Origin of the sequence: Alkalithermobacter thermoalcaliphilus JW-YL-7 = DSM 7308 (assembly GCA_001584565.1) — a bacterium.
GTDB lineage: Bacteria > Bacillota > Clostridia > Peptostreptococcales > Peptostreptococcaceae > Alkalithermobacter > Alkalithermobacter thermoalcaliphilus.
This window is the reverse complement of record LSFY01000001.1, coordinates 94,380-118,274: the sequence shown is the minus strand read 5'-3', so window position 1 is coordinate 118,274 and position 23,895 is coordinate 94,380. Positions and strand designations below refer to the sequence as shown.

The following is a 23,895-nucleotide window of genomic DNA, read 5'->3' as shown; positions in this document are numbered from 1 at the left end:
CAAGAAAAAAATGCAGGATATCTATCCTGCATCTTTTTGGGACTTGCTTATATATTTTAATTTTGTAGCCATTCCACCTCTTATGTGTCTTTCAGATTTATTCTTATCTAGCACACATTTTACCTCTTTAGCAAGTACAGGATTTATCTCAAATAATCGTTCTGTAACATCTTTGTGTACTGTACTTTTGCTAATTCCAAAGTTTTTGGCCGTTTCCCTTACGGTAGCACCTTCTTTTAATATATACTGTGCTAGTGATAAAGCTCTTTTTTCTATATATTCTTTCAATCTTCCCCCCCCTAAGCTACCATTTTACTTATATATATGATCTTTATATATAAAATAGAACAGGCTTAACCTTTAGTTTAAGGTTAAGCCTGTATAAACTTTATTTTATTAAAGAAAGGGGATTTATATATTTTCCATCTTTTATAGCTTCTAAATGTAGGTGAGGGCCTTCTTTGCTCTCTACAATAGACGTATTTCCTACAGATCCTATAACATCTCCTGCTTTTACAAAATCTCCTTCTTCAACTAATACCTCTGTTGATAAGTTTCCATATAAGGTATATAACTGTTCGCTATGTTTTATTTTCACAGTTACTCCGTGTTTGCTGTTTCTTGTTATCTGTACTACTTCACCATCTTTCATAGCTCTTACAGGAGTATTTTCGCTCACTTTTATATCTACAGCTTTATGTAATTCCCATTGTTCTAAAGTTGGTGAGTAGCTAAGAGTTGAATCTGAAAACTCTCTGATTATTTTCCCTTCAACTGGCATAACTGCTAAAGGCTGTGAATTTTTATTTTGAGCTGCTTCCTTTTCTAGTTTTTCTTTCGCCTTTTGTAAATTTTCATTTGGATTAGTACTTGCAGTTACAGCGTCTTCATCATCCTTTATAAGATGAATTTCACCTTCTGAATCCGCTAAATCCTTCTCATCATCTAAAAGCTCAGAATATTCTAGGTTCTTAAATCCACTATTGGTCATTAAGTTGTCTACACTGTTTTTAGTAGCCCAAACAGCAGTAAATGCTACTAAACACACACACAGGAATAAAACTAAATAAAAGCTATCTTTTTCTAATATTTTCTTGAATTTGTTGTTTTTATTATTTTCCACGCTTTCCACCTCCACATCTATATTTTCTCCTGTTTTGAAAATTCTATACAAAAAAAGAAGAGACTTTCGTCTCTTCTTAATATATTTTTTGTATATCCACACCTTTAAAATAATGCTTTAAAATTTCATCATACTTATAACCTTGATTAGCCATTCCATTTGCTCCCCATTGACTCATTCCAACACCATGACCATATCCCCTTGTTTGTATACTTACATATCCATCTTTAACACTTATTTCAAAATCTGCTGAATTTAAGTTCAATGCACTTCTTACATCTCTTCCTCTAAGCTTAACAGAACCTATAACTACTTCCTTAACAGATCCTCCTGTTGTTCTTGACAATATATTTATATCTTTTGATAAATCATTTGAAAATTTCATATTGTTATAGATAGATTTTAACTTGCTCTTAAACTCTTTTTCCGTCATCTTAACCACTGCAATAAGTCTTGGAGACCCTTCTTCATGCGGGCTTTCAACAGATCTTAAATAGGGAACCTTTGCAGCAAATACTTCCTCAGAATTTTCTGTTTTACCTCCACTTGTCGAATGATAAAGGGGCTCTACCACTTTACCTTCATACTTTAAAATCATACCCTTAGTATCTTGTACTGCTTTTTTTACTTTCGGCCACATATCATTTACCCATTCTTTCCCATGAGCATTTTTTAACTGATCTAAACTTAAGTATTCTTGACAGTGAGTATGATCTGTACACACAACTGCTCCTGGATGCTTATCATTATTTTCTCCACCATTTTCCATTTTATAAAATACATACGTTCTTGCTGCTATAGCCTGCGCTTTCAAAGCTTCCTCGTGAAATGTAGCGGGCATTTCAGATGCTACAACATTATATAGGTATTCTTCTATATTCATTTTCTCTATTTTATTTGTTCTATGATTGTACACATTTATAGTTGTAATATCTTTGTCTTTAATTGTTTCACTATTGTTTATTACAGGCTTATCCGTTCTATAAAGAGCAAATGTTAATATTACTGGAAATATAATAAGTATTATAAATGTATAGATAATAATTAAAAAAGGGTTTTTCATAGACCTCCTCCTCTGATAGTTTCACTTAACTAAAGTCTATGAAAATACCCTTTAATTTATTCATGTATTCTTTCTATATTAGCTCCTAATGATCTAAAGTTTTCTTCTATGTTTACATATCCTCTATCTATGTGATAAGTTTGTCCTATTATAGTTTCTCCTTCAGCTACAAGACCTGCAAGTATAAGTGCTGCTCCTGCTCTTAGGTCTGTGGCATTTACCTTAGCACCTTGAAGGTTTTTACATCCCTTAACTACTGCACTTCTTCCTTCTATAGTTATAGATGCTCCCATTCTATTTAACTCTTGAACATGCATAAATCTATTTTCAAACACAGTCTCTATTACAACAGATGTTCCATTTGCTATCGTTAAAAGTGCCATAAATTGAGCCTGCATATCTGTAGGAAATCCTGGATGAGGAAGCGTTTTTATATCTACAGCTTTGATTTCTTTTGGACCTATTACTCTAACTGCATTTTCCATTTCATATATTTGGCAACCTACTTCTCTTAGTTTTGCAATTACAGGCTTTAAGTGATCAAGTAAAACATTTTCTACTAGTATATCTCCCTTTGTTATAGCTGCAGCAACCATATATGTTCCTGCCTCTATTCTGTCAGGTATTACGGTGTGGTTTGCTCCATGAAGTTTGTCTACACCTACTATCTTTATAGTATTTGTTCCTGCTCCTTTTACATTAGCACCCATCTTGTTTAAGAAGTTAGCAAGGTCAACTATTTCTGGTTCTTCTGCAGCATTTTCTATTATTGTTGTTCCCTTAGCTAAAACAGCTGCCATCATGATATTTTCAGTTGCTCCAACAGATGGAAAATCTAGATATATTTTAGTTCCAACCAAAGTTTCGCATCTTGCTTCAACAAATCCATGGTCTATGTCAACATCGCATCCTAATGCTCTAAAACCTTTTAAATGTAAGTCTATAGGTCTTGTCCCTATAGCACAACCTCCTGGCATAGATATTTTTGATATTTTAAACCTTGCAAGAAGTGGCCCCATAACTAAGAATGAAGCTCTCATTTTTCTAACTAAATCATAAGGTGCTTCAAAATTTACTATATTACTAGCATCAACAGTTAATGTATCATTTTCATACTTAACATATGCTCCTAGATGCCTTAGTAGATCTGATATAACATGAACATCTCTTAAATTAGGCACTCCCTGTATAACTGATTTTCCTTCAGCTAAAAGTGTAGCTGCTATTATAGGAAGTACTGCATTTTTAGCCCCATTTATTCTAACTCTTCCTTTTAAAGGTCCGCTTTTTCTTACTATTATATTAGCCATTTTTTTCATCCCTTTCTTAATATTCTAATACTATAAGTGGTGTTCCTATATAAATATACGTCTTGTTATCATATTCACTGTATCTAACTGATACATTTACATTTACTTTTCTTTTAGCAAATGATATATACTCTTTTATATTTTTTGTATAACCAGTTAAAGATATAAATCTATCATCTATTATTTCTTCTACTTTTTCTGCTCCAAGTTTTTTTAGTACATAATTAGCTTTATTTATATAATCTACATTTCCTTCATAAGATCCAATTAAACAAGTATATATATCTACCTTTTCAGAATATTTGGATAAAATATCCCTAACTTTTTCATAATTACTCACTATACTTTTATACACTTGATTTGACTGAATGTCAATAATAATATGTGTCTCTTCCACATTTTCACTTAGTTGGCTTTGTACTATAACTGATACATTTTCTAAATTTTCATTTTGTGTATATGTATACATTTGTCTAAATCCATTTTCTTCAGATTTTGTATAATTTAAATCACTTTTTCTTATTCCGTATATACTGTTTAGAGAGTCTATTATCTCTTCCATTTCCTTAAACTCTAAAAATCTATCACTTATTTCTACATGTCCATTTATATAGTATCCTTCAAAATTAGAATTAGTCTTTTCAAAAACATTTAAAATCTCTTCATAACCATTTTCTCCTTGTGCCTGAGATATACTTAATATACTTACAAATAATACTAAAATAATTGCAAAACAAAATAATCTTTTCATAAAAAAATACCCCCATCTAAATTTTATTTTGATATTTTCATTATTAACAATTTAGACAGGGGTTATACCTTTAGTTTTTATATTAAATTTTAAAAATCTCTACCTGCTCCTCCACCACCTGAGCTTCCACCTTTTCCTGAAGATCCTCCAGGTCCTCCTTTATAATGTCCTCCTCTTAAAAAAGACCTTAAGATCATTCCTGTAAAAAATCCCTGAGCAAATCTATGATCTGCCCAGAATATAAAAAACACAAAAAATACTATTATTATTTTAGGAATTAACCCTATATCATCATTTTGTGATGTATTTATACTATATATATTGTTATATTTTTCAAATATGTTGCTATCTTCATATCCATATTCTTTGTTTACATTCTGTGCTAGTAGATAAAATATCTTTCTTATTCCTTCATCGTAATTAGCATTTGATAAATCACCTTTTGCATAGTCTAGTATTTCTCCTACCTTACCATCAGGTAATGCTCCTTCTAGACCATATCCTACTTCTACTCTTATCTTTCTTTCATTAGGAGCAAGGAGTACTAAAATTCCATTATCGTACTTTTTATTTCCTATTTTCCACTTTTCAAATAATTTTACAGAATAGTCTAAAGTATCATGCCCTTCTAGGCTTTTTACTGTAACTACTACTATTTGTGGCATTTCTTTTGTCTTTTCGTAATTTAAGTTTGTATTTATTATAAATTTTTTTGTATCTTGGGATAAAATATTTGCAAAATCTGCTACATAAAATTCATTTGTTTGATTAGGTAAATTTATACTAAATACTGTTATGATATTTAAAAGCACTATTAAACATACAGTAGCTATTATAAATAATTTATTTTTTCTCAATTTTATCCCGCCTTTTAAAACTTAACTTTTGGAGCAGCTTGAGCATCTTTTGATGCTTCAAAATAGTTTCTAGTTTCAAACCCCATAGCCTTTGCCATTAGGTTAGTTGGAAAGCTCCTTATCTTCTTGTTGTAATCTCTAACTACTGCATTGTATCTATCTCTTTCAACCGATATTCTATTTTCAGTTCCTGAAAGCTCATCCATAAGTTTTGATACATTTTGATTCGATTTAAGTTCTGGATAATTTTCCATAACTACAAGTAATCTTCCTAAAGCTCCTTCTAATTGGTTAGATGCTAAAACTTTCTCTTCTGTAGTTTGTGCTCCTGCCATTTTAGCTCTTGCTTCAGCTATTTGACCAAATATTTCTTGTTCTTGTTTCATAGACCCTTTAACTGCTTCTACTAGATTTGGTATAAGGTCATATCTTCTTTGTAGTTTACTTTCAACATTTGCCCACTGACTATCTACTTCTTCTGCTTTAGATACTAATCCATTGTATGTTCCTATTAAAGACATAGCTATAAATCCTATAACTAAAGCTATTGCTATTAATATTTTATTCATAATCTTACCTCCTCCTTCTTAATATATTTATGACTATTATATCATGTGAACATAACTATACAAACCTATCATTTGTGTATTGAATTTATAATTTATATTGCAACTTTCCATCGCTTCTGTTATATAATATATATAACAACTAGTGTAAAGGAGGTAAAAATGCTACTGAGTATAGATTTTGAATCTGAAATTCCTATATATCAGCAAATAAAAAATCAAATAATCAAAGGAATTGCTACTGGTCAGTTGTCTCCTGGGGAAAGTCTTCCTTCTGTAAGACAGTTAGCTGCTGATATTGGAGTTAATTTTCACACTATTAATAAGGTATATACACAACTTAAACAAGAAGGATGGGTTGTAATTCATCGTAGACAAGGAGTTATGATAAATCCTGAACTTAGTATTAATATCACTCAAGATTATATAGAATCACTAGAATCAACTCTTGAAGTTATTGCAGCCCAAGCATATTTAAGAGGAATATCTAAAGAAAAATTCATAGAAATTATAAATGAGAAATTTTCAAAATTTGCTAAGAAAGGGAGTGAGTAGGTGCTTTCGTTTGTGCTTTTTATAAATTTTTTTACTATATATCTTCCACTTTTGGTATTTGGTATATTAATGCCATATTACAGTAAAAAAACTTTACTTTTCGGAGTCAATGTGCCTCAGAATATATCTAGTGATGAAAAGGTTAAAAGACTTAAAAAAATTTATATGAGAAACTATAGTATATCTTTAACACTAGTTATGCTAATTTTTTATACTGTAGGGTTTATATATGAAATTCCCAATGCTTTCAATGTCAGCGTTTTTGCATTTATACTAGTTCTTACAGCTAACTATATTTATATACATCTTAAAGTTAAGAATCTTAAAAAAACTGAGGGCTGGATTATTGATAAAAAACAAGTTGTAATTGTAAGTACTAATAGTAATTCTCCTAAAAGAAAAATTTCTATGAAATATCACATAATACCCGCTGTCATAGTTTTGTTTACTTGGGTGATTAGTGCTATTTTATATCCTAATCTCCCAGATCAAATACCTACTCACTTTGACTTTAAGGGAGCAATAACTACTTATAAAGCTAAAAGCTTTGTTACAGTGTTTTCAGTTCCTATGACACAATTAGGTATGCTCATTATGTTTTATTTTATTTCTGTTATGATAAGTAAATCTAAGATGACAATTGATCCTGCAAAGCCAAAGACATCAGAAAAACAAAATTTAATAGCTAGTAGGCGTTGGGGACTGTTTACTATACTTACTTCTATTTGGATCATAACACACTTTTTATATATTCAGCTTTGTATTTTAGGAGTTATAAATTTTTCTCATACTTTTAATATTATTATAAATATTTTATCCATTGTATTTCCTCTAGTAGTCTTAACTGTTTTTTCTTTAATAACTGGTCAAAGTGGAAGTAGAGTTAATGTAGATAGTAATGAAATTGAGAATGAAAAATTAATTCATAAAGATGACGATGACTATTGGAAATGGGGTCTATTTTATTACAATCCTGATGATCCTAGCTTATGGATAGAAAAGCGTTTTGGAATTGGGTGGACTGTAAACTTTGCACATCCTGTAAGAATAGTTCTTGGCATTGCTACTATAATTATACTTATAGTATCTATAGTACTTGTTTTTAATACTTAGATAAGGGGTGAATATTTTGCTTATTTTAAATAACGTATCAAAAAGCTATGATAAGTCTAAAAAAGCAGTAGATAATATTTCTTTAGAAATAAACAAAGGAGAAATTGTTGGATTTATTGGTCCAAATGGTGCAGGTAAGACAACTACTATAAAAATGATAACTGGAATGATATCTCCTGATAGCGGAAAGATATCAATAAATGGATTAGATATTACTAAAGATCCTGTTGAAGCAAAGAAAAACTTTACTTTTGTTCCAGATCATCCTACTATTTTTGATAGCATCAAGGGTATAGATTATCTTAACTTTATTGCAGATATGTATGATGTTTCAATAAATGATAGAAAAAAAAGAATTGAAAAGTTCACTAAGACATTTCAAATTTACGATGCTCTCACAAAAACTATTAACTCGTATTCTCATGGTATGAGACAAAAACTGTTAATATCCGGAGCTTTACTTCCAAACCCTAAGTTATTTATATTAGATGAACCTTTAGTTGGCCTTGACCCTCATTCAGCTAAGATTTTGAAAGACCTAATGAAAGATCATTGTAAAAATGGCGGTACTGTATTTTTCTCATCTCACTTATTAGAAGTTGTTGAAAATCTTTGTGATAAGGTAGCTATAATCCATAAGGGAAGGCTAATAGCTTATGATACTGCTGAGAATATAAAAAGTAAATCTAATTCAACATTAGAAGAAATTTTCTTGGAGATGACTAAAGATGAATAAGATTATATCTTTAACTAAAATTCAATTAATAGATTTTTTTGCTAAATATACTCAGCAGATCAATGCAAGGAATAAGTATTTAAAGATTATTTCTCTTTTGATACCACTAGTTGTAGTTATGCCTGTTATTCAATTTGTATTAAAGATATATGATAATTTCTCGATGATAGGATACAAACAGCTTACAATTACTTATGTCTATATAGGTAGTGTTATGATTATGTTTTTTTCTAGCATTCCATTTGTTATTTCATCATTTTTTTATTCAAAAGACTTAAAGTTTTTAACTACACTTCCTATAAAAGCTAGTAATATTATATTTGCAAAATTGAGTGCTATCTACATTTATTTGTTTGGCATGGGACTATTATTATTTGGATCATCTTGCATAGTTTATATATTTAAATCAGGATTTGATCTATATACACTCTTAGCTTGCATAATAGCTTTATTACTTTTACCTATAGTTCCTTTACTTTTATCTATAATAATTGTACTTCCATTTATGTCTTTCTTAGCAAAAACTGATAAAAGAAATTTTTTAGTTCTTATAGGTAATATAGTTTTAATCGTTACTATAATATATGTTCAAATATATTTAGCTAAGGTTCAAATGGATCCTGAAAATTTTTCTAGTTTTTTACTTAAGGAGGATGGGCTTTTATACCTTATAGGAAGGAGATTCCCTCCTAGTATATGGTTAACTAAGATGGTTCAAGGCTCATTTATTAATGCTTTATACTTTATTTTGTTAAATATAGTTTTTGGGTTTGTATTTTACTTTATTTCTAGTTTACTTTATAAAAAAGCTTTACTTATATTTAATCAAGAAAGTAGTTCATTAGTTCAAAGAGGAAAAGTATATTATAAAAAGAAAAGTAAATCATACCAGATGGTTAAAAGACATATACTAATAATCTTTTCTAATCCTATATTTCTTTTAAATACAGTGCTTACAATGATGCTTCCTGTTATTATGTTTATAGTTTTGTTTTTTACAGGAGAAATTACAACAGATATATTTAATTCACCTGAAATTAAACCATACATTATATATATATATTCTCTAACAATTACAGCTCCTGCTATTGTAGGTGGCCTTTCTGCTACAGCAATTACCAGAGAAGGTAAGGCCTTTTGGGAAACAATGATTTTACCTATCTCTGCAAAAGATAATATAAAATATAGAGTTTATTCAAGTATAGTCTTATCACTTGCTTGTTCATTAGTTCTTTCACTTTTAGGAGGAATTTATTTACCAATATCTTTAAAGGTGCTTACTTTATCTTTAGTATTTTGTATTTGTTCAACTTTATTTTTCTCTACTATTGACATGATTATAAACATAAAAAGACCGCTGCTTAACTGGAGTAATCCAACTGCAGCAGTTAAAAACAACCTTAATGTGTTTTTATCTTTGAGTGTTAGAATTGTTATAGGTTTTGTATATTATTTTATTTATAAGATTATGGTAGGCTTTAGCGAAAGTGCTATTGTTTTAATATTTAGCGTAATATTCTTTATGCTCTACATTGCTACTAGATATATTCTTTATAATCACTATACTAAAGACTTTATGAATATAAGTTAGAAAAAAAGTACGATTATATCAAATGATATAGTCGTACTTTTTTGTGTTTATGAGATATTGTTATTTTTCAATAACTTTCTTAGTTGTATCATAAATAACTACTGATCCTAAAATCTATTCAACTGTTACTGATTTTGCTAAGTTTCTTGGCTTATCTACATCGCATCCTCTTTTTACAGATACATAGTAAGAAAGAAGTTGAAGTGGTATTACTGTTAATATACTTGCTAATATATCATTAACTTTTGGTATATAGATTACTCTATCTGCAGCTTTTTCTACTTCTTTGTTTCCTTCTTGAGCAACTGCTATAACATAAGCTCCTCTAGCTTTTACTTCTTCCATATTTGAAACCATTTTTTCAAATAAGCTACCTTGACTTGCTATTGCAACTACAGGAATATTTTCTTCTATTAAAGCTATTGTTCCATGCTTTAACTCTCCTGCTGCAAATGCTTCTGCATGCATGTAAGAAATTTCTTTTATTTTAAGAGCTCCTTCCATAGCAACATAGTAGTCAAGTCCTCTACCTATATAGAAAGCATTTTTTGCTTCTTTTATTTCCTCTGCTATTTTTTCTATTTCATCAGAGTTATTTAGTATTTCTTCTATTTTGCTTGGTATATTTTCTAAGTCATTTATAACTTGGTTATAAAACTCTTGTGTTATTGTTCCTTTTTTCATAGCCATATCAAGAGCTATCATATATAAAGAAACTAATTGTGTTGTATAAGCCTTTGTAGATGCAACTGCTATTTCTGGTCCTGCCCAAGTATAGAATACATCATCAGCTTCTCTTGATATAGAAGATCCTACAACATTAGTTATTGCAAGTATTCTTGCTCCCTTAGACTTAGCTTCTCTAAGTGCTGCTAGTGTATCTGCAGTTTCTCCAGATTGACTTACAACTATCAGTAGTGTATTTTCATCAACAAACGGATCTCTATATCTAAATTCAGATGCTACATCTGTTTCTACTGGTATCTTAGCAAACTTTTCTATAGCGTATCTTCCAACAAGCCCTGCGTGATAAGCTGTTCCACAGGCAACTATATATACCTTATTTATTTTATCTAAATCTTCTTTTGTAAGGTTTATATTATCTAGTTTTATATTTCTGTTTTCATCAAGCCTTCTAACTAATGTTTCTTTTACTCCATTTGGCTGCTCATTTATCTCTTTTATCATAAAGTGGTCATATCCACCTTTAGAAGCGGCTTCAACATCCCATGTTACATGGTAAACTTCTTTTTTAACTTCTTCTTTATTTTCGTTATATACCTTTACATCGTCTCTAGTTAAAACTGCTACTTCTCCATTTTCAAGTAAATATATATCTCTTGTATATTTTAATATAGCAGGAATATCTGATGCTATGAAGTTTTCTCCTTCTCCAAGTCCGACTATAAGTGGGCTATCTTTTCTAACTGCTATTAACATATCTGGATAATCTTTGCATGTAATTCCTAAAGCATATGCCCCTCTTAATTTTGCTACAGCTTTATATACTGCATCAAACAAATCTCCTTTATAGTATTTATCTATTAAATGAGCTACTACTTCTGTGTCTGTTTCTGATTTAAATACAACTCCTTCACTCATTAATTCTTCTTTTAATTCCATATAGTTTTCTATTATTCCATTGTGAACTACAGCTATAGTCTCATCCATATTAAGATGTGGATGTGAGTTTTTGTCAGATGGAGCTCCGTGTGTTGCCCATCTAGTATGACCTATCCCTAAATTCCCTTCTACTGGAAAATTCTTTAGATTTTCTTCAAGAACAGCAAGTCTTCCTTTAAACTTTCTTACCTGTAAACTTTCTCCAGTATTGATAGCTGCTCCTGCTGAGTCATAACCTCTGTACTCAAGCTTTGATAATCCTTCTACTAATACATCTGTTGCCTTTTTGTTTCCTATATAACCTACTATACCACACATAAAATATTTACCTCCTTAAAATTTATATTTTTTATTTAAGGAGGAAGGTCCATCCACTAATGTTCCTTTGTCCCTATAATCACTTATAGGTTTTGTGAATCATCTAACGACAGTGGATATGCCGCAGGGTATCCGCCGATATTCGATAAACCCTGTCCTCGTCAACTTAATATATATTAAGTCCTGGCGCTTTAGGCATAAAAATTTATGCCTATGATAATTTTGATTGTATTAAATTAGCAAGGTTTGTTGCTAATTCTTTTATTTGACCTTCCTCTTTTCCTTCAAGCATTACTCTAACTAGTGGCTCTGTACCAGATGGTCTTATTAAAACTCTTCCATTGCCATCTAATATCTTTTCTATTTTTTCTATTTCTTCTTTTATTTGTATATCTTCTAGATATTTATCTTTATTTTCATTTTTAACCTTTGCATTTACTAATACTTGAGGGTATTCCTTCATTATAGATGCAAGGTTTGAAAGAGTGCTTTTTTCCTTTTCAACTATTGAAGATAATATTAAAGAACTTAATACTCCATCTCCTGTAGTGTTGTAATCTAAAAATATTAAATGTCCTGATTGTTCTCCTCCGACATTATAGCCAGATTTAATCATTTCTTCAAGAACATATCTATCTCCAACTTTTGTTGAAACTGTATTTAATCCATTTTCTTTTGCTGCTATGTGAAGGCCTATATTGCTCATTACTGTAACTACTATTGTATCTTTTTTAAGTTTTCCACACTTTTTAAAGTACCTTCCACATATAGCCATTATATGATCTCCATTTACAATTTGACCCTTCTCATCTACTGCTATTAATCTATCTGCATCTCCATCATATGCAAGACCGATATCTGCACCAGTTTCTAAAACTTTTTGCTTAAGTTTTTCTGGATGAGTTGATCCACAATCTAAATTTATATTTTTTCCATCTGGATTGTTATTTATAGTAATTACTTTTGCTCCTAGTTCTTCAAATACTATAGGTGCAACCTCAAATGCAGCTCCATTTGCACAATCTAAAACTATTTTTAAATTAGTAAGATCTATATCTACTATTTCTTTGAGATAATTTATATAATCTCTCTTTGCATCTATTTTTTCTATTTTTCTACCTACATTTTCTCCTGTAGGTTTGTATTGTATTTTTTCTATGTTCAATATATATTCTTCTATTTTATCTTCTATTTCATCTGCAAGTTTATACCCGTCTTTGTTAAAAAACTTAATTCCGTTATACTCTACTGGGTTATGTGATGCTGATATTACAACCCCACAATCTGCTTCATATAGTCTTGTAAGATATGCAACTGCAGGCGTTGGAACTACCCCAACAGTTATTACATCAGCTCCAACTGACATTAATCCAGAAATTAATGCCGCCTCAAGCATATCACCTGATATTCTAGTATCTTTTCCTACTATTACTTTTATGTTCTTTTTTCCCTCTGTAAGAACATATCCTCCAGCTCTTCCTAATTTATATGCAAGTTCACATGTAAGCTGTGTATTTGCTATACCCCTTACTCCATCAGTTCCAAATAACCTTCCCATACCTGTGCCGTTACAGAAAACTTATAAAACTTTATAAAGTTTTTATCAAACCTTATAAAAGTTTACGTTTCCTTCCTTGTTCATCGTGTCCAGTTTCGAAAAATCTACTCCTGTTTATTTAACACTCCGAAGGCTTAAATTCCCGACTAACGAATCGGTACATATCAATAATAGCTTTAGGTGCTATGCTATTGATTTACCATAATTTTTTAGGTTTATACTTGCATTTAAGTCTCTATCTATCTCATAGCCACATTTATCGCATATAAATTTTCTTTCTGATAAAGAAAGTTTGTTTTTTAAAGCACCACATATGCTACAAGTTTTAGATGAAGGATAGAATGTATCTGCAAGTATAAATTTTATATCATTTAAGGCACATTTATATTCCATTTGTCTTTTAAATTCGTAAAATAGCTGCTCTTGTATAGCTTTTGATAATCTTTTATTTTTCAGCATTCCACAAGTATTTAAGTTTTCCATAACTACATACTCTGGCTTGGCTTTCACCAAAGATGCAGTTATCTGATGAATATAATTATGCCTTATGTTTTTAAGCCTTCTTCTCATTTTTAAAACAAGGAATTCTAACTTTTTTATATTGTTAGTTTTTCTGTAACGGTATTCACCTCCGTTCATTTGAATTTTGTTTAATTCATATTTTTTAGATAGCTTTTTTTGTAATCTTTTTTGTCTTTTCTCAAGTTTTTTAACTTTACTTGTTTTATTTATGTTTTTGTACTTTTGTCCTGTACTTATTGTATCTTGATAAAAACTTGGCTTACTTTTCTTTTTTGACTTAAACTTAGGAAAGTTTGCTCTACCTTCAAAGAAGTTTTTATATGCAATACAGGCATCTTTTATAGCTTGTTTTGTTATATTATTTGAGTAATTGTTAAGCCAAGTATATTCTTTTGTCTTTTTTAACTCTGTTAATCTTTTTCTAATCTCACCATCATTTAAAAATTTACCACCATTTTTATAGTTTTCTTGCTGTGTTGCTAACGCAAAGTTATATGCCCATCTTGCAACTGAAGCACACTCGAATAGCTTTGTTCGTTGTTTATTGTTAGGTAAAAGCTTAACTTTGTAAGTTTTAATCATCTTCTACCAGCACCTTAATCATTTTCTTAGATTTGTTTGCTCTATTTTTTATATCAACTTAGCAAATTCACCTATACTATAATATTTCATTTCCATCACCTCATAATAATCATAACGTGATGTTATAAAAGTTATAAGATTTTTGTATGAATTTGTAAATATTTTCTAACTGTTTGCACGCCTCCTTAAAAAAAATAAGGGCATAGATACCCTTTTAATATATTATCATAGTACTATTTTTTTTACAATAAATTTACACAAGTTAATATTTAGCTAAAAATTAAAGGCCACATATGTGGCCTTTAAAACTATCTTACACAAGCTGCTCCTCTTTCAAGAGCTTGTTCATTTATTGGTATTAGTTTTTCTTTAGATGGTCCGAATACTTTTCTAAGAGCTTCTATTACAGTTTCTACTTTCACTATTTTTGTAAGCTCAAGATATGCTCCAAGCATAACCATATTAGCAACTTTTATATTTCCTATTTCTAGTGCTATTTCATTAGCTGGTACATAATACGCTTTTATATCTTCTCTCTTAGCTTTTTCATCTATTAATGAACTATTTATTAATAAATTTCCACCTTCAACAACAGCTTGTTCAAACTTTAATAAGGACGGTAAGTTCATAACAATAGCCGTAGTACAATCATTTGTAACTACTGGTGATCCTACTGGCTTATCAGAAACTATAACAGAACAGTTAGCAGTTCCACCACGCATTTCTGGTCCGTAAGAAGGAAGCCAAGAAACTTCTTTTCCTTCAAGCATTCCTGCGTAAGCCAAAAGTTGTCCCATAGACATTATTCCTTGTCCACCAAATCCTGAACAGATTATTTTTTCTGTTGCCATACTATTTCACCTCCGCTACGTCTTTAACATTTCCTAATGGATAATAAGGGATCATGTTTTCTTCTAACCATTTAAGAGATTCTACTGGATGCATTCCCCAGTTTGTTGGACAAGTAGATAACACTTCTACTATTGTGAATCCTTTTCCTGCTATTTGAATTTCAAAAGCTTTCTTTATAGCTTTTTTAGCTTTTCTTATATTTGCTGGATTGTTAACTGCTACTCTTTCAACGAATACTGCTCCATCAAGAGTTGCAAGCATCTCAGAAACTCTAATTGGTGCTCCTGCATGATTTACATCTCTTCCATAAGGAGATGTTGTAGCCTTTTGTCCTGGTAAAGTTGTAGGTGCCATTTGTCCACCAGTCATTCCATATATAGCATTGTTTACAAATATAGTAGTTATTTTTTCACCTCTTGCTGCAGCGTGAACTATTTCAGCAGCACCTATAGAAGCTAAGTCTCCATCTCCTTGATATGTAAATACTACACTATCAGGATGAACTCTTTTTATTCCTGTTGCAACAGCAGGTGCTCTACCGTGAGCTGCTTCATGCATATCACAGTTAAAGTAATCGTATGCTAAAACTGAACATCCAACCGGAGCAACTCCTATAGCTTTTCCTAATACTCCTAACTCTTCTAAAACTTCCCCTACTAATCTATGGATTATACCGTGAGTACATCCTGGACAGTAGTGAACTTCTTTCTCTGTTAATCCTTCAGTTCTCTTAAATACAACTGCCATTATCTAGCACCCCCTAATACTTCTTTAGCTTTCTGTGCGATTGCATCTGGAGTTGGTATCATTCCACCAGTTCTTCCGTAGAAATGAACTGGAACTTTTCCTTCTACTGCTAACTTAACATCTTCTACCATTTGACCCATACTCATTTCAACAGACATTACATGTTTTGCATTTGGAATTTCATTAAATGCTTTGAATGGGAACGGCCATAATGTCTTAGGTCTTATAAGTCCTGCTTTTATTCCTTCTTCTCTTAAAGAATCCACTGTGTTTTTAACTATTCTTGCAGTTGTACCATAAGCTACAAATACAAACTCTGCATCTTCTGTTTTGTACATTTCGTATTGAACCTCATTTTTCTCTATTTCTTTATACTTAGCATCTAGTTTTATACAATGATCTTCTAACTGTTGAGGTTGTAAGAATAAAGAGTTTATTATGTTTGGTTTTCTTTCTCCTTTAGTTCCTGTTGTAGCCCAAGTTTTTTCTTTTAATTCTCTTTTCTTAGGAGCTTTAAATTCTACTGGCTCCATCATTTGTCCTATCATACCATCTGCTACAATCATAACTGGAGTTCTATAATAATCTGCAACATCAAATGCTTCCATTACCATATCAACTGCTTCTTGTATTGTAGCTGGAGCATAAACTGGAGTTCTATAGTCACCATTTGCTCCTCCTCTTGTTGACATGAAATAGTCAGCTTGAGATGGTTGTATACCACCAAGACCAGGTCCACCTCTCATTATGTTAACTATAACAGCCGGTAGCTCTGCTCCTGCTATATACGATATACCTTCTTGTTTAAGAGCTATTCCTGGTGAAGAAGATGAAGTCATAACTCTTGCACCTGAACCTGCAGCTCCATAAACCATGTTTATAGCTGCTACTTCTGACTCTGCTTGTAAGAAAACTCCATTTACTTTTGGTAATTCTCTTGACATATATTCTGGTAACTCATTTTGAGGTGTTATAGGATATCCGAAGAAATATCTACAACCAGCTTCTATCGCTGCTTTTCCTATAGCTTCGTTTCCTTTCATTAAAACTTTAGCCATTTTATTTCCCTCCTTATATGTTTATGTGTAATTAGTCTCTTTCTACTGTTATAACTAAATCTGGACACATCATTGCACAGTTTCCACAGCCAACACATTTTTCTTCTTCACTTACAGTTGCTGGGTTGTATCCTTTTTTGTTTATTTTACTTCTATCCATTATAACTATATTTACTGGACATACCGTTGTACAAAGTTCGCATCCTTTACAACGATTTTGGTCAAAACTTACTCTTCCTCTAGCCATTTTGTACCCTCCTTATGTTTAAAGTGTTAGGCATTTATGTTAATTAGGCTCATAATCCTAATTACATCCATTCTTCTCTCATATAAAGCTTTATTGGGAATACTTCCCCTTGTATGTCTTCAGGTAGACTATCTACAAGATGTTCTATGCAAGTTACATATCTAATAGGTATATTTGTTATTTGTGAAACTTGCCTTGTAATATCTTGCCCTTTCAATATATCCTCTAAAGTAGTTTGTCTTATTAAATGAGTGTTATTAACAAGTCCTGTAACCTTTAAATTAGTGGTTCTTTCTATTGCTTTTATATGCTCTATGACATCTTGTGCTGTTGATGTTTTTTCTCTATTGGCATTTACTATAAAAAACATATCATAGTTATCTTCTTTCAAAAGATGTGAAAATCTCGCTAGAGCCCTAGCTCCAACAGAATCTCCTCCAACATCCATTACATAATTAAAGCTTTCATCTTGAAGTGGTGCCATAACCTGAGCAGATACTGCCGGTACATCAACTGCAGATGCTTGAACTGATGCATCTATTGCAATTATATTGTTGCTTTCTAAAAGTTGTCTTTTTTCTCGAGTTCTAAAGTATACATTAACTACATCTAAATCTGCTATTGCAACTTTACCTTCAACTTCATTTCGCAACTTCATTACATAATTTATAGCAAACTCTGTTTTGCCACTTCCGTAGTGTCCTATTATTATTCTTATTCTTTTATCATCTTTTATCATTTGATCACCTACTAATATGACTTAGCTTCTTCTTCTCCTTTTAATACTCTAAGTCCACCTTGAGCTAAAGCTATCATTTCATCTTCTCCAGGATATACTTTAACTTCAGCTATAAATGATACTCTCTCTTTTATCCAGTTAACAAACATTTCTGAATATGCTATTCCACCTGTTAAGATTATAGCGTCTACTTTTCCTTTAAGAACTGCTGCACATGATCCTATTTCTTTGGCTACTTGATAAGCCATAGCTTCAAATATAAGTTTTGCTTTTTCATTTCCTTCTTCTATCATCTTAGTAACTTCTCTTGCATCATTAGTTCCAAGGTAAGCTACAAGTCCACCTTTTCCCTTTATCATTTTCTTTATTTCATCTAAAGTGTATTTTCCAGAAAAACACATTTTAGCTAAATCTCCAACTGGAAGTCCTCCACTTCTTTCTGGTGAGAAAGGTCCTTCACCGTCTAGTGCATTAGCAACATCTATTACTCTTCCCTTTTCATGAGCTCCAACTGATATTCCTCCACCCATGTGAGCTACTATTACATTTACCTCATCATAAGACTTGTTTACCTCTTTTGCAAACCTTCTTGCTGTAGCTTTTTGATTTAAAGCGTGGAATATACTTTTTCTTTCTATTTCAGGCATACCTGATATTCTAGCAACATCTTGAAGTTCATCTACTACAACTGGATCAACTATGAAAGCTTCACATCCTGCTTTTTGAGCTATTTCCTTAGCTATTATTCCTCCAAGATTTGATGCATGTTCTCCTAATACGCCTACTTTTAAATCTTTTATCATTTCTTCATTAACTTTATATGTTCCACCTGCTATAGGCTTTAAAAGCCCTCCCCTTCCTACAACAGCGTCAAGCTCTTCTATTTTAACTCCATTTTCTATCATAGCTTCTTCTATAACGTTTTTTCTAAATTCAAATTGATCAGAGATTCTATCATATTTTCCTATTTCCTCTGCAGAATGTCTTAATGTCTTTTCAAATACTAAATCTTCATTATCAAATACAGCTATCTTTGTTGATGTAGATCCTGGATTTATTGTAAGTATTCTAAATTTTGTATTCATAATGCCCTCCTACATACTATTTTAGTTTGCTTGCTGCTAAAACACCTAATGCTATAGAATTTAATTTTGTTTCCTCATTGTCTGCTCTTGAAGTTAATATGATAGGTGCTTTTGCTCCTACTATAACTCCAGCATTTTTTGCATTTGCAAAGAAAACCATAGATTTATAAAGTACATTTCCAGCTTCTATATCTGGAGCTAATAATATATCTGCTTTTCCTGCAACAGGATGATCTATTCCTTTATGCTTTGCAGCTTCTACTGATACAGCATTATCAAGAGCGAAAGGCCCTCCAACTATACATCCTTTTATTTCTCCTCTTTTATTCATTTCTTCTAATTCCTTAGCATGAACTGTATCTATCATTTTAGGATTTACTTTTTCTTTTGCACATATTACTGCAACTTTAGGCTCATTTATATCTAATCCATATGCTATTTGACAAGCATTTTCTATAATTTGCTTTTTAGTTTCAAGATCTGGAGCTAAGTTCATAGCAGCATCAGTTACAAAGAACAATCTATCATACCCTGGTACATCAAATACTGCAACATGGCTTAGTACATTTCCTGTTCTAAGTCCTATTTCTTTATCTAAAACTGCTTTTAGTATTATAGATGTATCAACAAGACCTTTCATAACCATATGAGCTTTTCCACTTGAAACCAGCTCTACAGCCTTTCTCGAAGCTTGTGTTAAATCTTTTTCGTCTATTAATTCATAGTTAGCAAGATCCATATTAAGTTCATCTGCTAACTCTTTAACTTGATCTAAATCACCAACTAATATCGCATTTGCTATTCCTTCTTTTCTAGCCATCTCAACTGCCATTAAAACTTCTTTATCTTGTGCACAAGCTACTGATATTGTTTTAGGTCCTCTTTCTTTTGCATATTTTATTACTTCTTCAAAGTTTCTCATTAAAACTTCACCTCTTGTTCGTATATTTTAGGAGTTTCTTCATTATTTATAACTCTTAACGCACCTTCATTAAGGGCTTTAAGTTCATCTTCTCCTGGCTCTACAATAACAGGTGCAATAAAGCTTACCATATCAGTTATGTAGTCAGTTAAGTATTTAGAATATGCAAGCCCTCCTGTTATTACTATAGCTTTTACATCTCCATTTAACACAGTTGCCATAGCTCCTATTTCCTTACCTATTTGATATGCCATTGCATCAAATACAAGTTTTGCCTTTTCATCACCATTTTCTATTCTTTTCATTACTTCTCTAGCATCATTAGTTCCAAGGTAAGCTACAAGTCCACCTTTTCCTCTTAGCTTAGTCTTTATTTCATTGAATGTATACTTACCTGAAAAACACATTTTTGCTAGATCTCCAACAGGTAATCCTCCTGTTCTTTCTGGCGAAAACGGTCCCATCTCATTTGCATTGTTATAATCTACATTCTTTCCTTTTTTAACAGGAGCTATACTTATTCCTCCACCTAAATGAGCTACTATCATGTTCATATCTTCAAATTTATATCCAAGCGAATTTGCTACTTTTCTTCCAACAGCTTTTATATTAAGTGCATGTCCTAATGACCTTCTAGTTATCTGTGGTATTCCTGATATTCTTGCTATATCCTCAAATTCGTCTACTGCTACAGGGTCAACTATATAGCTTTCTATATTTTCCATATCTGCTATTGCTTTTGCTATAATTCCTCCAAGATTTGAAGCGTGTTCACCTTGAACTCCTATTCTCAAATCTTCTATCATTTTATCAGTTACTTTATATGTACCTCCTGGCATTGGTCTTAAAAGACCTCCTCTACCCACTACAGCTATAAGTTGTGAAGTAGAATATCCCTCTTCTTCCATCCACTTTATTATCATGTTTTTTCTAAATTCATATTGATCTATTAATTTTTCATATTTTTCTAGTTCTTGTGAAGAATGTACCAAAGTTTTTTGGATAACGTTTTCTTTGCCTTTAAATATCCCTACCTTCGTTGAAGTAGAACCTGGATTTATAACAAGAATATACTCTCTTGACACAATATCACCTCATAAAAAGTTTTATCCTAATTTATATGATATCTCTAAAATATAAAAAATGCAATAAAAAATGCAGTCATAAGACTACATTTTTACATAAAAAATTATTATCATTTGTATATTTCAACATACCTAGGTACTACATCTACTCTTTCAACTGGATAAGGTATATTATACTTTATTTCGTATTTTGAAGTTTCTAAGATGTCATCTTGCATATTGACAAAAATTTGTATATCTTTTTCATCTATATCTCCTGCTAATTCCTCTAGATAAACTACTTTTACTAATATGTTTTCAGGAAGATTATTTTTTGAAATATCTAAATTTTGTATATTATTAAATATTATGCGTGATTTAGGTATATGAAAATCTTTTGTTATGAGTTTTGAAACCTTAAATTCTATCTCTATATCTTTAACAGATGCCTGTATATTTGGAGGGATTTCTAAATTTGCTATTATTTTTTTATCTTCTCTTATATTAGATATATCTATCTTGCTAGTGTATATTTCTTTTACTTTATCTAATTCATTTTGTTTTCCATAAATTACAACTGTATCATTTGATATATTATATGATATTAATTTGTAATCTTCATCTAGCTTACCTGTTAAATTTACTTTTATAGGAACTCTTTTTGAATTTGAAACACTAACATTTAAATAAGCGTATCTATCTTTTAAATTTATTCCCTCAATAACATTCCCTTGTTTATCTAATGGAACAATCTCTGTTCTTACATTAAAATCAGAATCTTTATTGTCTAAATTAAGTCTACACACTAATTTGTCTACCTTATTAACTATACTCTTTGGGCCTTCTATCCATGTGCTTTTAGGGCTTATATTAATATCTGTAATTTTTACTCCTTCTTTTAATCTTCCTGATTTTTGAACGTCTATCTCTTTTCTAATTACAACATTTTGCTCTAAAATTACGCCTAATTTTTCGGGCATAATTGTATACTCTATATTTTCTGGTAAACTTGCCTTTATATTGACTATGTTTTCTCCTAATTTAGGATTTTCTATCTGTCCATACAAAGATATTTTATCTTTTGTTATATCCTTAAATAAAGACCTTCTTCCTCTTAGTACTATGTTGCTCTTAAGATCAGAATCATAAGATATAGTCATTCCTTTTTCTTTTATCTGTTCTATATTAGTTATTCTAACTGGTATATCATTAAAATCTCTTATTACAATAGGGTCTGCCTCAACCATGACATAAATCCACATAATAAAAGCTAAAAATAAAGATAATAGTTTTATTTTTAGATTATTTTTGAATATATTTATCATTTAAATAAACCACCTTTTTTAAATATTCCTTTACCCTCTACTTCTTGCTTTAGTAATTTACTTAATACATCTTTAATATATTCTTTACTTATATTTCTATATATTTTACCGCTTTTAGCCATAGATATATATCCAGTCTCTTCAGATACCATTAATGATATGCAATCAGATCTTTCACTTATTCCAATTCCTGCTCTGTGTCTTGTTCCAAGTTCTTTATTTAAATTTTTATTTTCTGTTAAGGGTAAGAAACATCCTGCAGCTTTTATTTTACTTCCTTTTACTATTACTGCCCCATCATGAAGTGGTGTATTAGGTATAAAAATATTTATTAATAATTGTCTTGTTATTTTTCCTTCTACTATAGTTCCAGTTTGAATTATATCTCCTAATCCTGTTTCTCTTTCAATTACTATAAGTGCTCCTATTTTTTGTCTTGAGAGGGAATAAAGCGCTTCTACAATTTCTTCGATGCTTTTATCTATGCTTTCATTTTCGAATTCACTGCTTGATCTTATTATAAATTTAGTTCTTCCTATATATTCTAAAGCTCTTCTAAGTTCAGGTTGGAAAACTATCAAAAGAGCTATCAATCCTACAGTCATAGTATTTTTTAATATCCAGTTTACAACGTGAAGCTGTAAAACTTCGCTAGCTTTTGTTGCTACTAAAAGAACAACTATTCCCTTTACAAGCTGTTCAGCTCTTGTTTCCTTTATCAGTGTATAAAGCTTGTAAAAGGCATAAGCTACTATAACTATATCTATTATATCCAGTATTCCTATATTAGTTATTATGTCCTGTATATTCCACAAATTCAACCCTCCCGCTAAGCATCTTTCCTGTTGATTATTTTAATTATTTCACAAGTTATGTAAATTTTCAATAAGCAAAGCGTCCCTATTTTACTACATTATTCGCTCAATAAACAAAGCCAAGTCTTTTTTGAAAAATTAATAAAGAAAACTTTATTGTAACACATTACGGAAATTATAGCTTTCTTACAATTTATTAAAGTACATAATTTCCTATGTGTTATAAAATAGAAAAAGAGTTCCATAGTACTATGGAACTCTTTTGTATTGGCGTGCCTGAAGGGATTCGAACCCCTGACACGTGGCTTAGAAGGCCACTGCTCTATCCAGCTGAGCTACAGGCACATATTGGAGCGGAAGACGAGATTCGAACTCGCGACCCTCGCCTTGGCAAGGCGATGCTCTACCACTGAGCCACTTCCGCATAAAATAAAAAAGCTTCCCTCAGATAATTTAAAGGAATACTTTATTAGAATGCATAATTAGAATGCATAACACAACTTGCTGTGTTATAATGTGGTGCGGGTGGAGGGACTTGAACCCCCACGGTTACCCGCTAGATCCTAAGTCTAGTGCGTCTGCCAATTCCGCCACACCCGCATTATTTGGAGCTGGTGATGGGACTCGAACCCGCAACCTGCTGATTACAAGTCAGCTGCTCTGCCAATTGAGCTACACCAGCATATTGAATTTTGGCGACCTGGAAGGGACTCGAACCCTCGACCTCCAGCGTGACAGGCTGGCATTCTAACCAACTGAACTACCAGGCCATT

The 23,895-nt window shown here is 31.3% G+C and carries 24 protein-coding genes and 5 tRNA genes; 4 read left to right on the top strand and 25 right to left on the bottom strand.

All coding sequences use genetic code 11. The annotated features are described in order from the left end of the window. Positions 1-21: 21 nt before the first annotated feature. The 7 genes from spoIIID to JWYL7_RS00785 form a co-directional block, all read right to left on the bottom strand. Positions 22-288 carry a sporulation transcriptional regulator SpoIIID gene (gene spoIIID, locus JWYL7_RS00815; RefSeq protein WP_066067519.1) on the bottom strand — a complete coding sequence of 89 codons (267 nt, stop codon included), beginning with the start codon at positions 286-288 and terminating at the stop codon, positions 22-24. Between the two features lie 100 nt (positions 289-388). After that, complete coding sequence (locus tag JWYL7_RS00810; protein WP_066067516.1) at positions 389-1,123, bottom strand: M23 family metallopeptidase; 735 nt, start codon at positions 1,121-1,123, stop codon at positions 389-391. A gap of 76 nt (positions 1,124-1,199) precedes the next feature. Continuing rightward, positions 1,200-2,186: a stage II sporulation protein D gene (spoIID, locus tag JWYL7_RS00805; RefSeq protein WP_066067514.1), complete on the bottom strand. Its 987-nt coding sequence runs from the start codon at positions 2,184-2,186 to the stop codon at positions 1,200-1,202. A gap of 56 nt (positions 2,187-2,242) precedes the next feature. Next, entirely contained in the window at positions 2,243-3,496 is a 1,254-nt protein-coding gene (gene murA / locus JWYL7_RS00800) for a UDP-N-acetylglucosamine 1-carboxyvinyltransferase (RefSeq protein ID WP_066067509.1), read from the bottom strand. Positions 3,497-3,512: 16 nt separating this feature from the next. Beyond that, the gene (locus JWYL7_RS00795) at positions 3,513-4,247 is read right to left on the bottom strand and encodes a YwmB family TATA-box binding protein (protein WP_066067506.1); all 735 of its coding nucleotides are present in this window, start codon (positions 4,245-4,247) and stop codon (positions 3,513-3,515) included. A gap of 89 nt (positions 4,248-4,336) precedes the next feature. Further along, entirely contained in the window at positions 4,337-5,104 is a 768-nt protein-coding gene (locus JWYL7_RS00790) for a TPM domain-containing protein (protein WP_066067503.1), read from the bottom strand. Between the two features lie 14 nt (positions 5,105-5,118). Next, on the bottom strand, positions 5,119-5,673 hold the full coding sequence (locus JWYL7_RS00785; protein ID WP_066067500.1) for a LemA family protein: 555 nt from the start codon (positions 5,671-5,673) through the stop codon (positions 5,119-5,121). Between the two features lie 159 nt (positions 5,674-5,832). On the opposite strand from JWYL7_RS00785, the gene JWYL7_RS00780 reads away from it, so the two are divergent. The 4 genes from JWYL7_RS00780 to JWYL7_RS00765 are packed head-to-tail and all read left to right on the top strand — an operon-like array spanning position 5,833 to position 9,665. Beyond that, positions 5,833-6,225 (top strand): GntR family transcriptional regulator, encoded by a 393-nt coding sequence (locus JWYL7_RS00780; protein WP_066067497.1) that lies wholly within the window; start codon positions 5,833-5,835, stop codon positions 6,223-6,225. Further along, positions 6,226-7,338: a DUF1648 domain-containing protein gene (locus JWYL7_RS00775; protein WP_066067494.1), complete on the top strand. Its 1,113-nt coding sequence runs from the start codon at positions 6,226-6,228 to the stop codon at positions 7,336-7,338. 7 nt (positions 7,339-7,345) lie between these two features. Next, positions 7,346-8,074 (top strand): ABC transporter ATP-binding protein, encoded by a 729-nt coding sequence (locus tag JWYL7_RS00770; RefSeq protein ID WP_334292115.1) that lies wholly within the window; start codon positions 7,346-7,348, stop codon positions 8,072-8,074. After that, on the top strand, positions 8,067-9,665 hold the full coding sequence (locus tag JWYL7_RS00765; protein ID WP_066067487.1) for a putative ABC transporter permease subunit: 1,599 nt from the start codon (positions 8,067-8,069) through the stop codon (positions 9,663-9,665). The genes JWYL7_RS00770 and JWYL7_RS00765 overlap by 8 nt, the downstream gene beginning before the upstream one ends. Positions 9,666-9,779: 114 nt before the next feature. Here JWYL7_RS00765 and glmS read toward each other — a convergent pair whose 3' ends face one another. From glmS to JWYL7_RS00675, 18 genes are all read right to left on the bottom strand, one after another. Beyond that, complete coding sequence (glmS, locus tag JWYL7_RS00760) at positions 9,780-11,606, bottom strand: glutamine--fructose-6-phosphate transaminase (isomerizing) (protein ID WP_066067484.1); 1,827 nt, start codon at positions 11,604-11,606, stop codon at positions 9,780-9,782. Between the two features lie 211 nt (positions 11,607-11,817). Further along, positions 11,818-13,164, bottom strand: a complete 1,347-nt coding sequence (glmM, locus tag JWYL7_RS00755) for a phosphoglucosamine mutase (protein WP_066067481.1) — start codon at positions 13,162-13,164, stop codon at positions 11,818-11,820. Positions 13,165-13,347: 183 nt separating this feature from the next. Continuing rightward, a complete protein-coding gene (locus JWYL7_RS00750; RefSeq protein WP_066067478.1) occupies positions 13,348-14,268 on the bottom strand; it encodes an RNA-guided endonuclease InsQ/TnpB family protein in 921 nt (306 codons plus the stop codon). Between the two features lie 308 nt (positions 14,269-14,576). Continuing rightward, positions 14,577-15,119, bottom strand: a complete 543-nt coding sequence (locus JWYL7_RS00745) for a 2-oxoacid:ferredoxin oxidoreductase subunit gamma family protein (protein WP_066067476.1) — start codon at positions 15,117-15,119, stop codon at positions 14,577-14,579. Position 15,120: 1 nt separating this feature from the next. Then, a complete protein-coding gene (locus tag JWYL7_RS00740; protein ID WP_066067471.1) occupies positions 15,121-15,867 on the bottom strand; it encodes a thiamine pyrophosphate-dependent enzyme in 747 nt (248 codons plus the stop codon). Further along, on the bottom strand, positions 15,867-16,925 hold the full coding sequence (locus JWYL7_RS00735; protein WP_066067469.1) for a 3-methyl-2-oxobutanoate dehydrogenase subunit VorB: 1,059 nt from the start codon (positions 16,923-16,925) through the stop codon (positions 15,867-15,869). Before JWYL7_RS00735 ends, JWYL7_RS00740 begins: the two co-directional genes overlap by 1 nt. Before the next feature lie 31 nt (positions 16,926-16,956). Continuing rightward, a complete protein-coding gene (locus JWYL7_RS00730; protein ID WP_066067466.1) occupies positions 16,957-17,172 on the bottom strand; it encodes a 4Fe-4S binding protein in 216 nt (71 codons plus the stop codon). Between the two features lie 61 nt (positions 17,173-17,233). Then, a complete protein-coding gene (locus JWYL7_RS00725; protein WP_066067461.1) occupies positions 17,234-17,911 on the bottom strand; it encodes an ATP-binding protein in 678 nt (225 codons plus the stop codon). Between the two features lie 11 nt (positions 17,912-17,922). Next, entirely contained in the window at positions 17,923-18,996 is a 1,074-nt protein-coding gene (gene buk / locus JWYL7_RS00720; RefSeq protein ID WP_066067458.1) for a butyrate kinase, read from the bottom strand. A 16-nt stretch (positions 18,997-19,012) separates the two neighbouring features. Beyond that, a complete protein-coding gene (gene ptb / locus JWYL7_RS00715; protein ID WP_066067454.1) occupies positions 19,013-19,918 on the bottom strand; it encodes a phosphate butyryltransferase in 906 nt (301 codons plus the stop codon). Next, positions 19,918-21,003 carry a butyrate kinase gene (gene buk / locus JWYL7_RS00710; protein WP_066067450.1) on the bottom strand — a complete coding sequence of 362 codons (1,086 nt, stop codon included), beginning with the start codon at positions 21,001-21,003 and terminating at the stop codon, positions 19,918-19,920. The genes ptb and buk (JWYL7_RS00710) overlap by 1 nt, the downstream gene beginning before the upstream one ends. 110 nt (positions 21,004-21,113) lie before the next feature. Further along, positions 21,114-22,307: a CdaR family protein gene (locus tag JWYL7_RS00705; protein WP_066067446.1), complete on the bottom strand. Its 1,194-nt coding sequence runs from the start codon at positions 22,305-22,307 to the stop codon at positions 21,114-21,116. Continuing rightward, positions 22,304-23,122 (bottom strand): diadenylate cyclase CdaA, encoded by an 819-nt coding sequence (gene cdaA, locus JWYL7_RS00700; RefSeq protein WP_066067443.1) that lies wholly within the window; start codon positions 23,120-23,122, stop codon positions 22,304-22,306. Before cdaA ends, JWYL7_RS00705 begins: the two co-directional genes overlap by 4 nt. A gap of 268 nt (positions 23,123-23,390) precedes the next feature. Further along, a tRNA-Arg gene (locus JWYL7_RS00695) sits at positions 23,391-23,467 on the bottom strand. A gap of 4 nt (positions 23,468-23,471) precedes the next feature. Continuing rightward, positions 23,472-23,546, bottom strand: a tRNA-Gly gene (locus JWYL7_RS00690). A 93-nt stretch (positions 23,547-23,639) separates the two neighbouring features. Then, positions 23,640-23,722, bottom strand: a tRNA-Leu gene (locus tag JWYL7_RS00685). Between the two features lie 6 nt (positions 23,723-23,728). Continuing rightward, a tRNA-Thr gene (locus JWYL7_RS00680) sits at positions 23,729-23,804 on the bottom strand. Positions 23,805-23,815: 11 nt separating this feature from the next. After that, positions 23,816-23,892: transfer RNA gene (locus tag JWYL7_RS00675), tRNA-Asp, on the bottom strand. Between the last annotated feature and the right edge of the window lie 3 nt (positions 23,893-23,895).

Coding starts and splice junctions, on each gene's coding strand:
- spoIID (WP_066067514.1), bottom strand. CDS start 2,186: ATGAAAAACCCTTTTTTAATTATTATCTATACATTTATAATACTTATT.
- murA (WP_066067509.1), bottom strand. CDS start 3,496: ATGGCTAATATAATAGTAAGAAAAAGCGGACCTTTAAAAGGAAGAGTT.
- JWYL7_RS00795 (WP_066067506.1), bottom strand. CDS start 4,247: ATGAAAAGATTATTTTGTTTTGCAATTATTTTAGTATTATTTGTAAGT.
- JWYL7_RS00785 (WP_066067500.1), bottom strand. CDS start 5,673: ATGAATAAAATATTAATAGCAATAGCTTTAGTTATAGGATTTATAGCT.
- JWYL7_RS00780 (WP_066067497.1), top strand. CDS start 5,833: ATGCTACTGAGTATAGATTTTGAATCTGAAATTCCTATATATCAGCAA.
- JWYL7_RS00765 (WP_066067487.1), top strand. CDS start 8,067: ATGAATAAGATTATATCTTTAACTAAAATTCAATTAATAGATTTTTTT.
- glmS (WP_066067484.1), bottom strand. CDS start 11,606: ATGTGTGGTATAGTAGGTTATATAGGAAACAAAAAGGCAACAGATGTA.
- glmM (WP_066067481.1), bottom strand. CDS start 13,164: ATGGGAAGGTTATTTGGAACTGATGGAGTAAGGGGTATAGCAAATACA.
- JWYL7_RS00750 (WP_066067478.1), bottom strand. CDS start 14,268: ATGATTAAAACTTACAAAGTTAAGCTTTTACCTAACAATAAACAACGA.
- JWYL7_RS00745 (WP_066067476.1), bottom strand. CDS start 15,119: ATGGCAACAGAAAAAATAATCTGTTCAGGATTTGGTGGACAAGGAATA.
- JWYL7_RS00740 (WP_066067471.1), bottom strand. CDS start 15,867: ATGGCAGTTGTATTTAAGAGAACTGAAGGATTAACAGAGAAAGAAGTT.
- JWYL7_RS00735 (WP_066067469.1), bottom strand. CDS start 16,925: ATGGCTAAAGTTTTAATGAAAGGAAACGAAGCTATAGGAAAAGCAGCG.
- JWYL7_RS00730 (WP_066067466.1), bottom strand. CDS start 17,172: ATGGCTAGAGGAAGAGTAAGTTTTGACCAAAATCGTTGTAAAGGATGC.
- JWYL7_RS00725 (WP_066067461.1), bottom strand. CDS start 17,911: ATGATAAAAGATGATAAAAGAATAAGAATAATAATAGGACACTACGGA.
- buk (WP_066067458.1), bottom strand. CDS start 18,996: ATGAATACAAAATTTAGAATACTTACAATAAATCCAGGATCTACATCA.
- ptb (WP_066067454.1), bottom strand. CDS start 19,918: ATGAGAAACTTTGAAGAAGTAATAAAATATGCAAAAGAAAGAGGACCT.
- JWYL7_RS00705 (WP_066067446.1), bottom strand. CDS start 22,307: ATGATAAATATATTCAAAAATAATCTAAAAATAAAACTATTATCTTTA.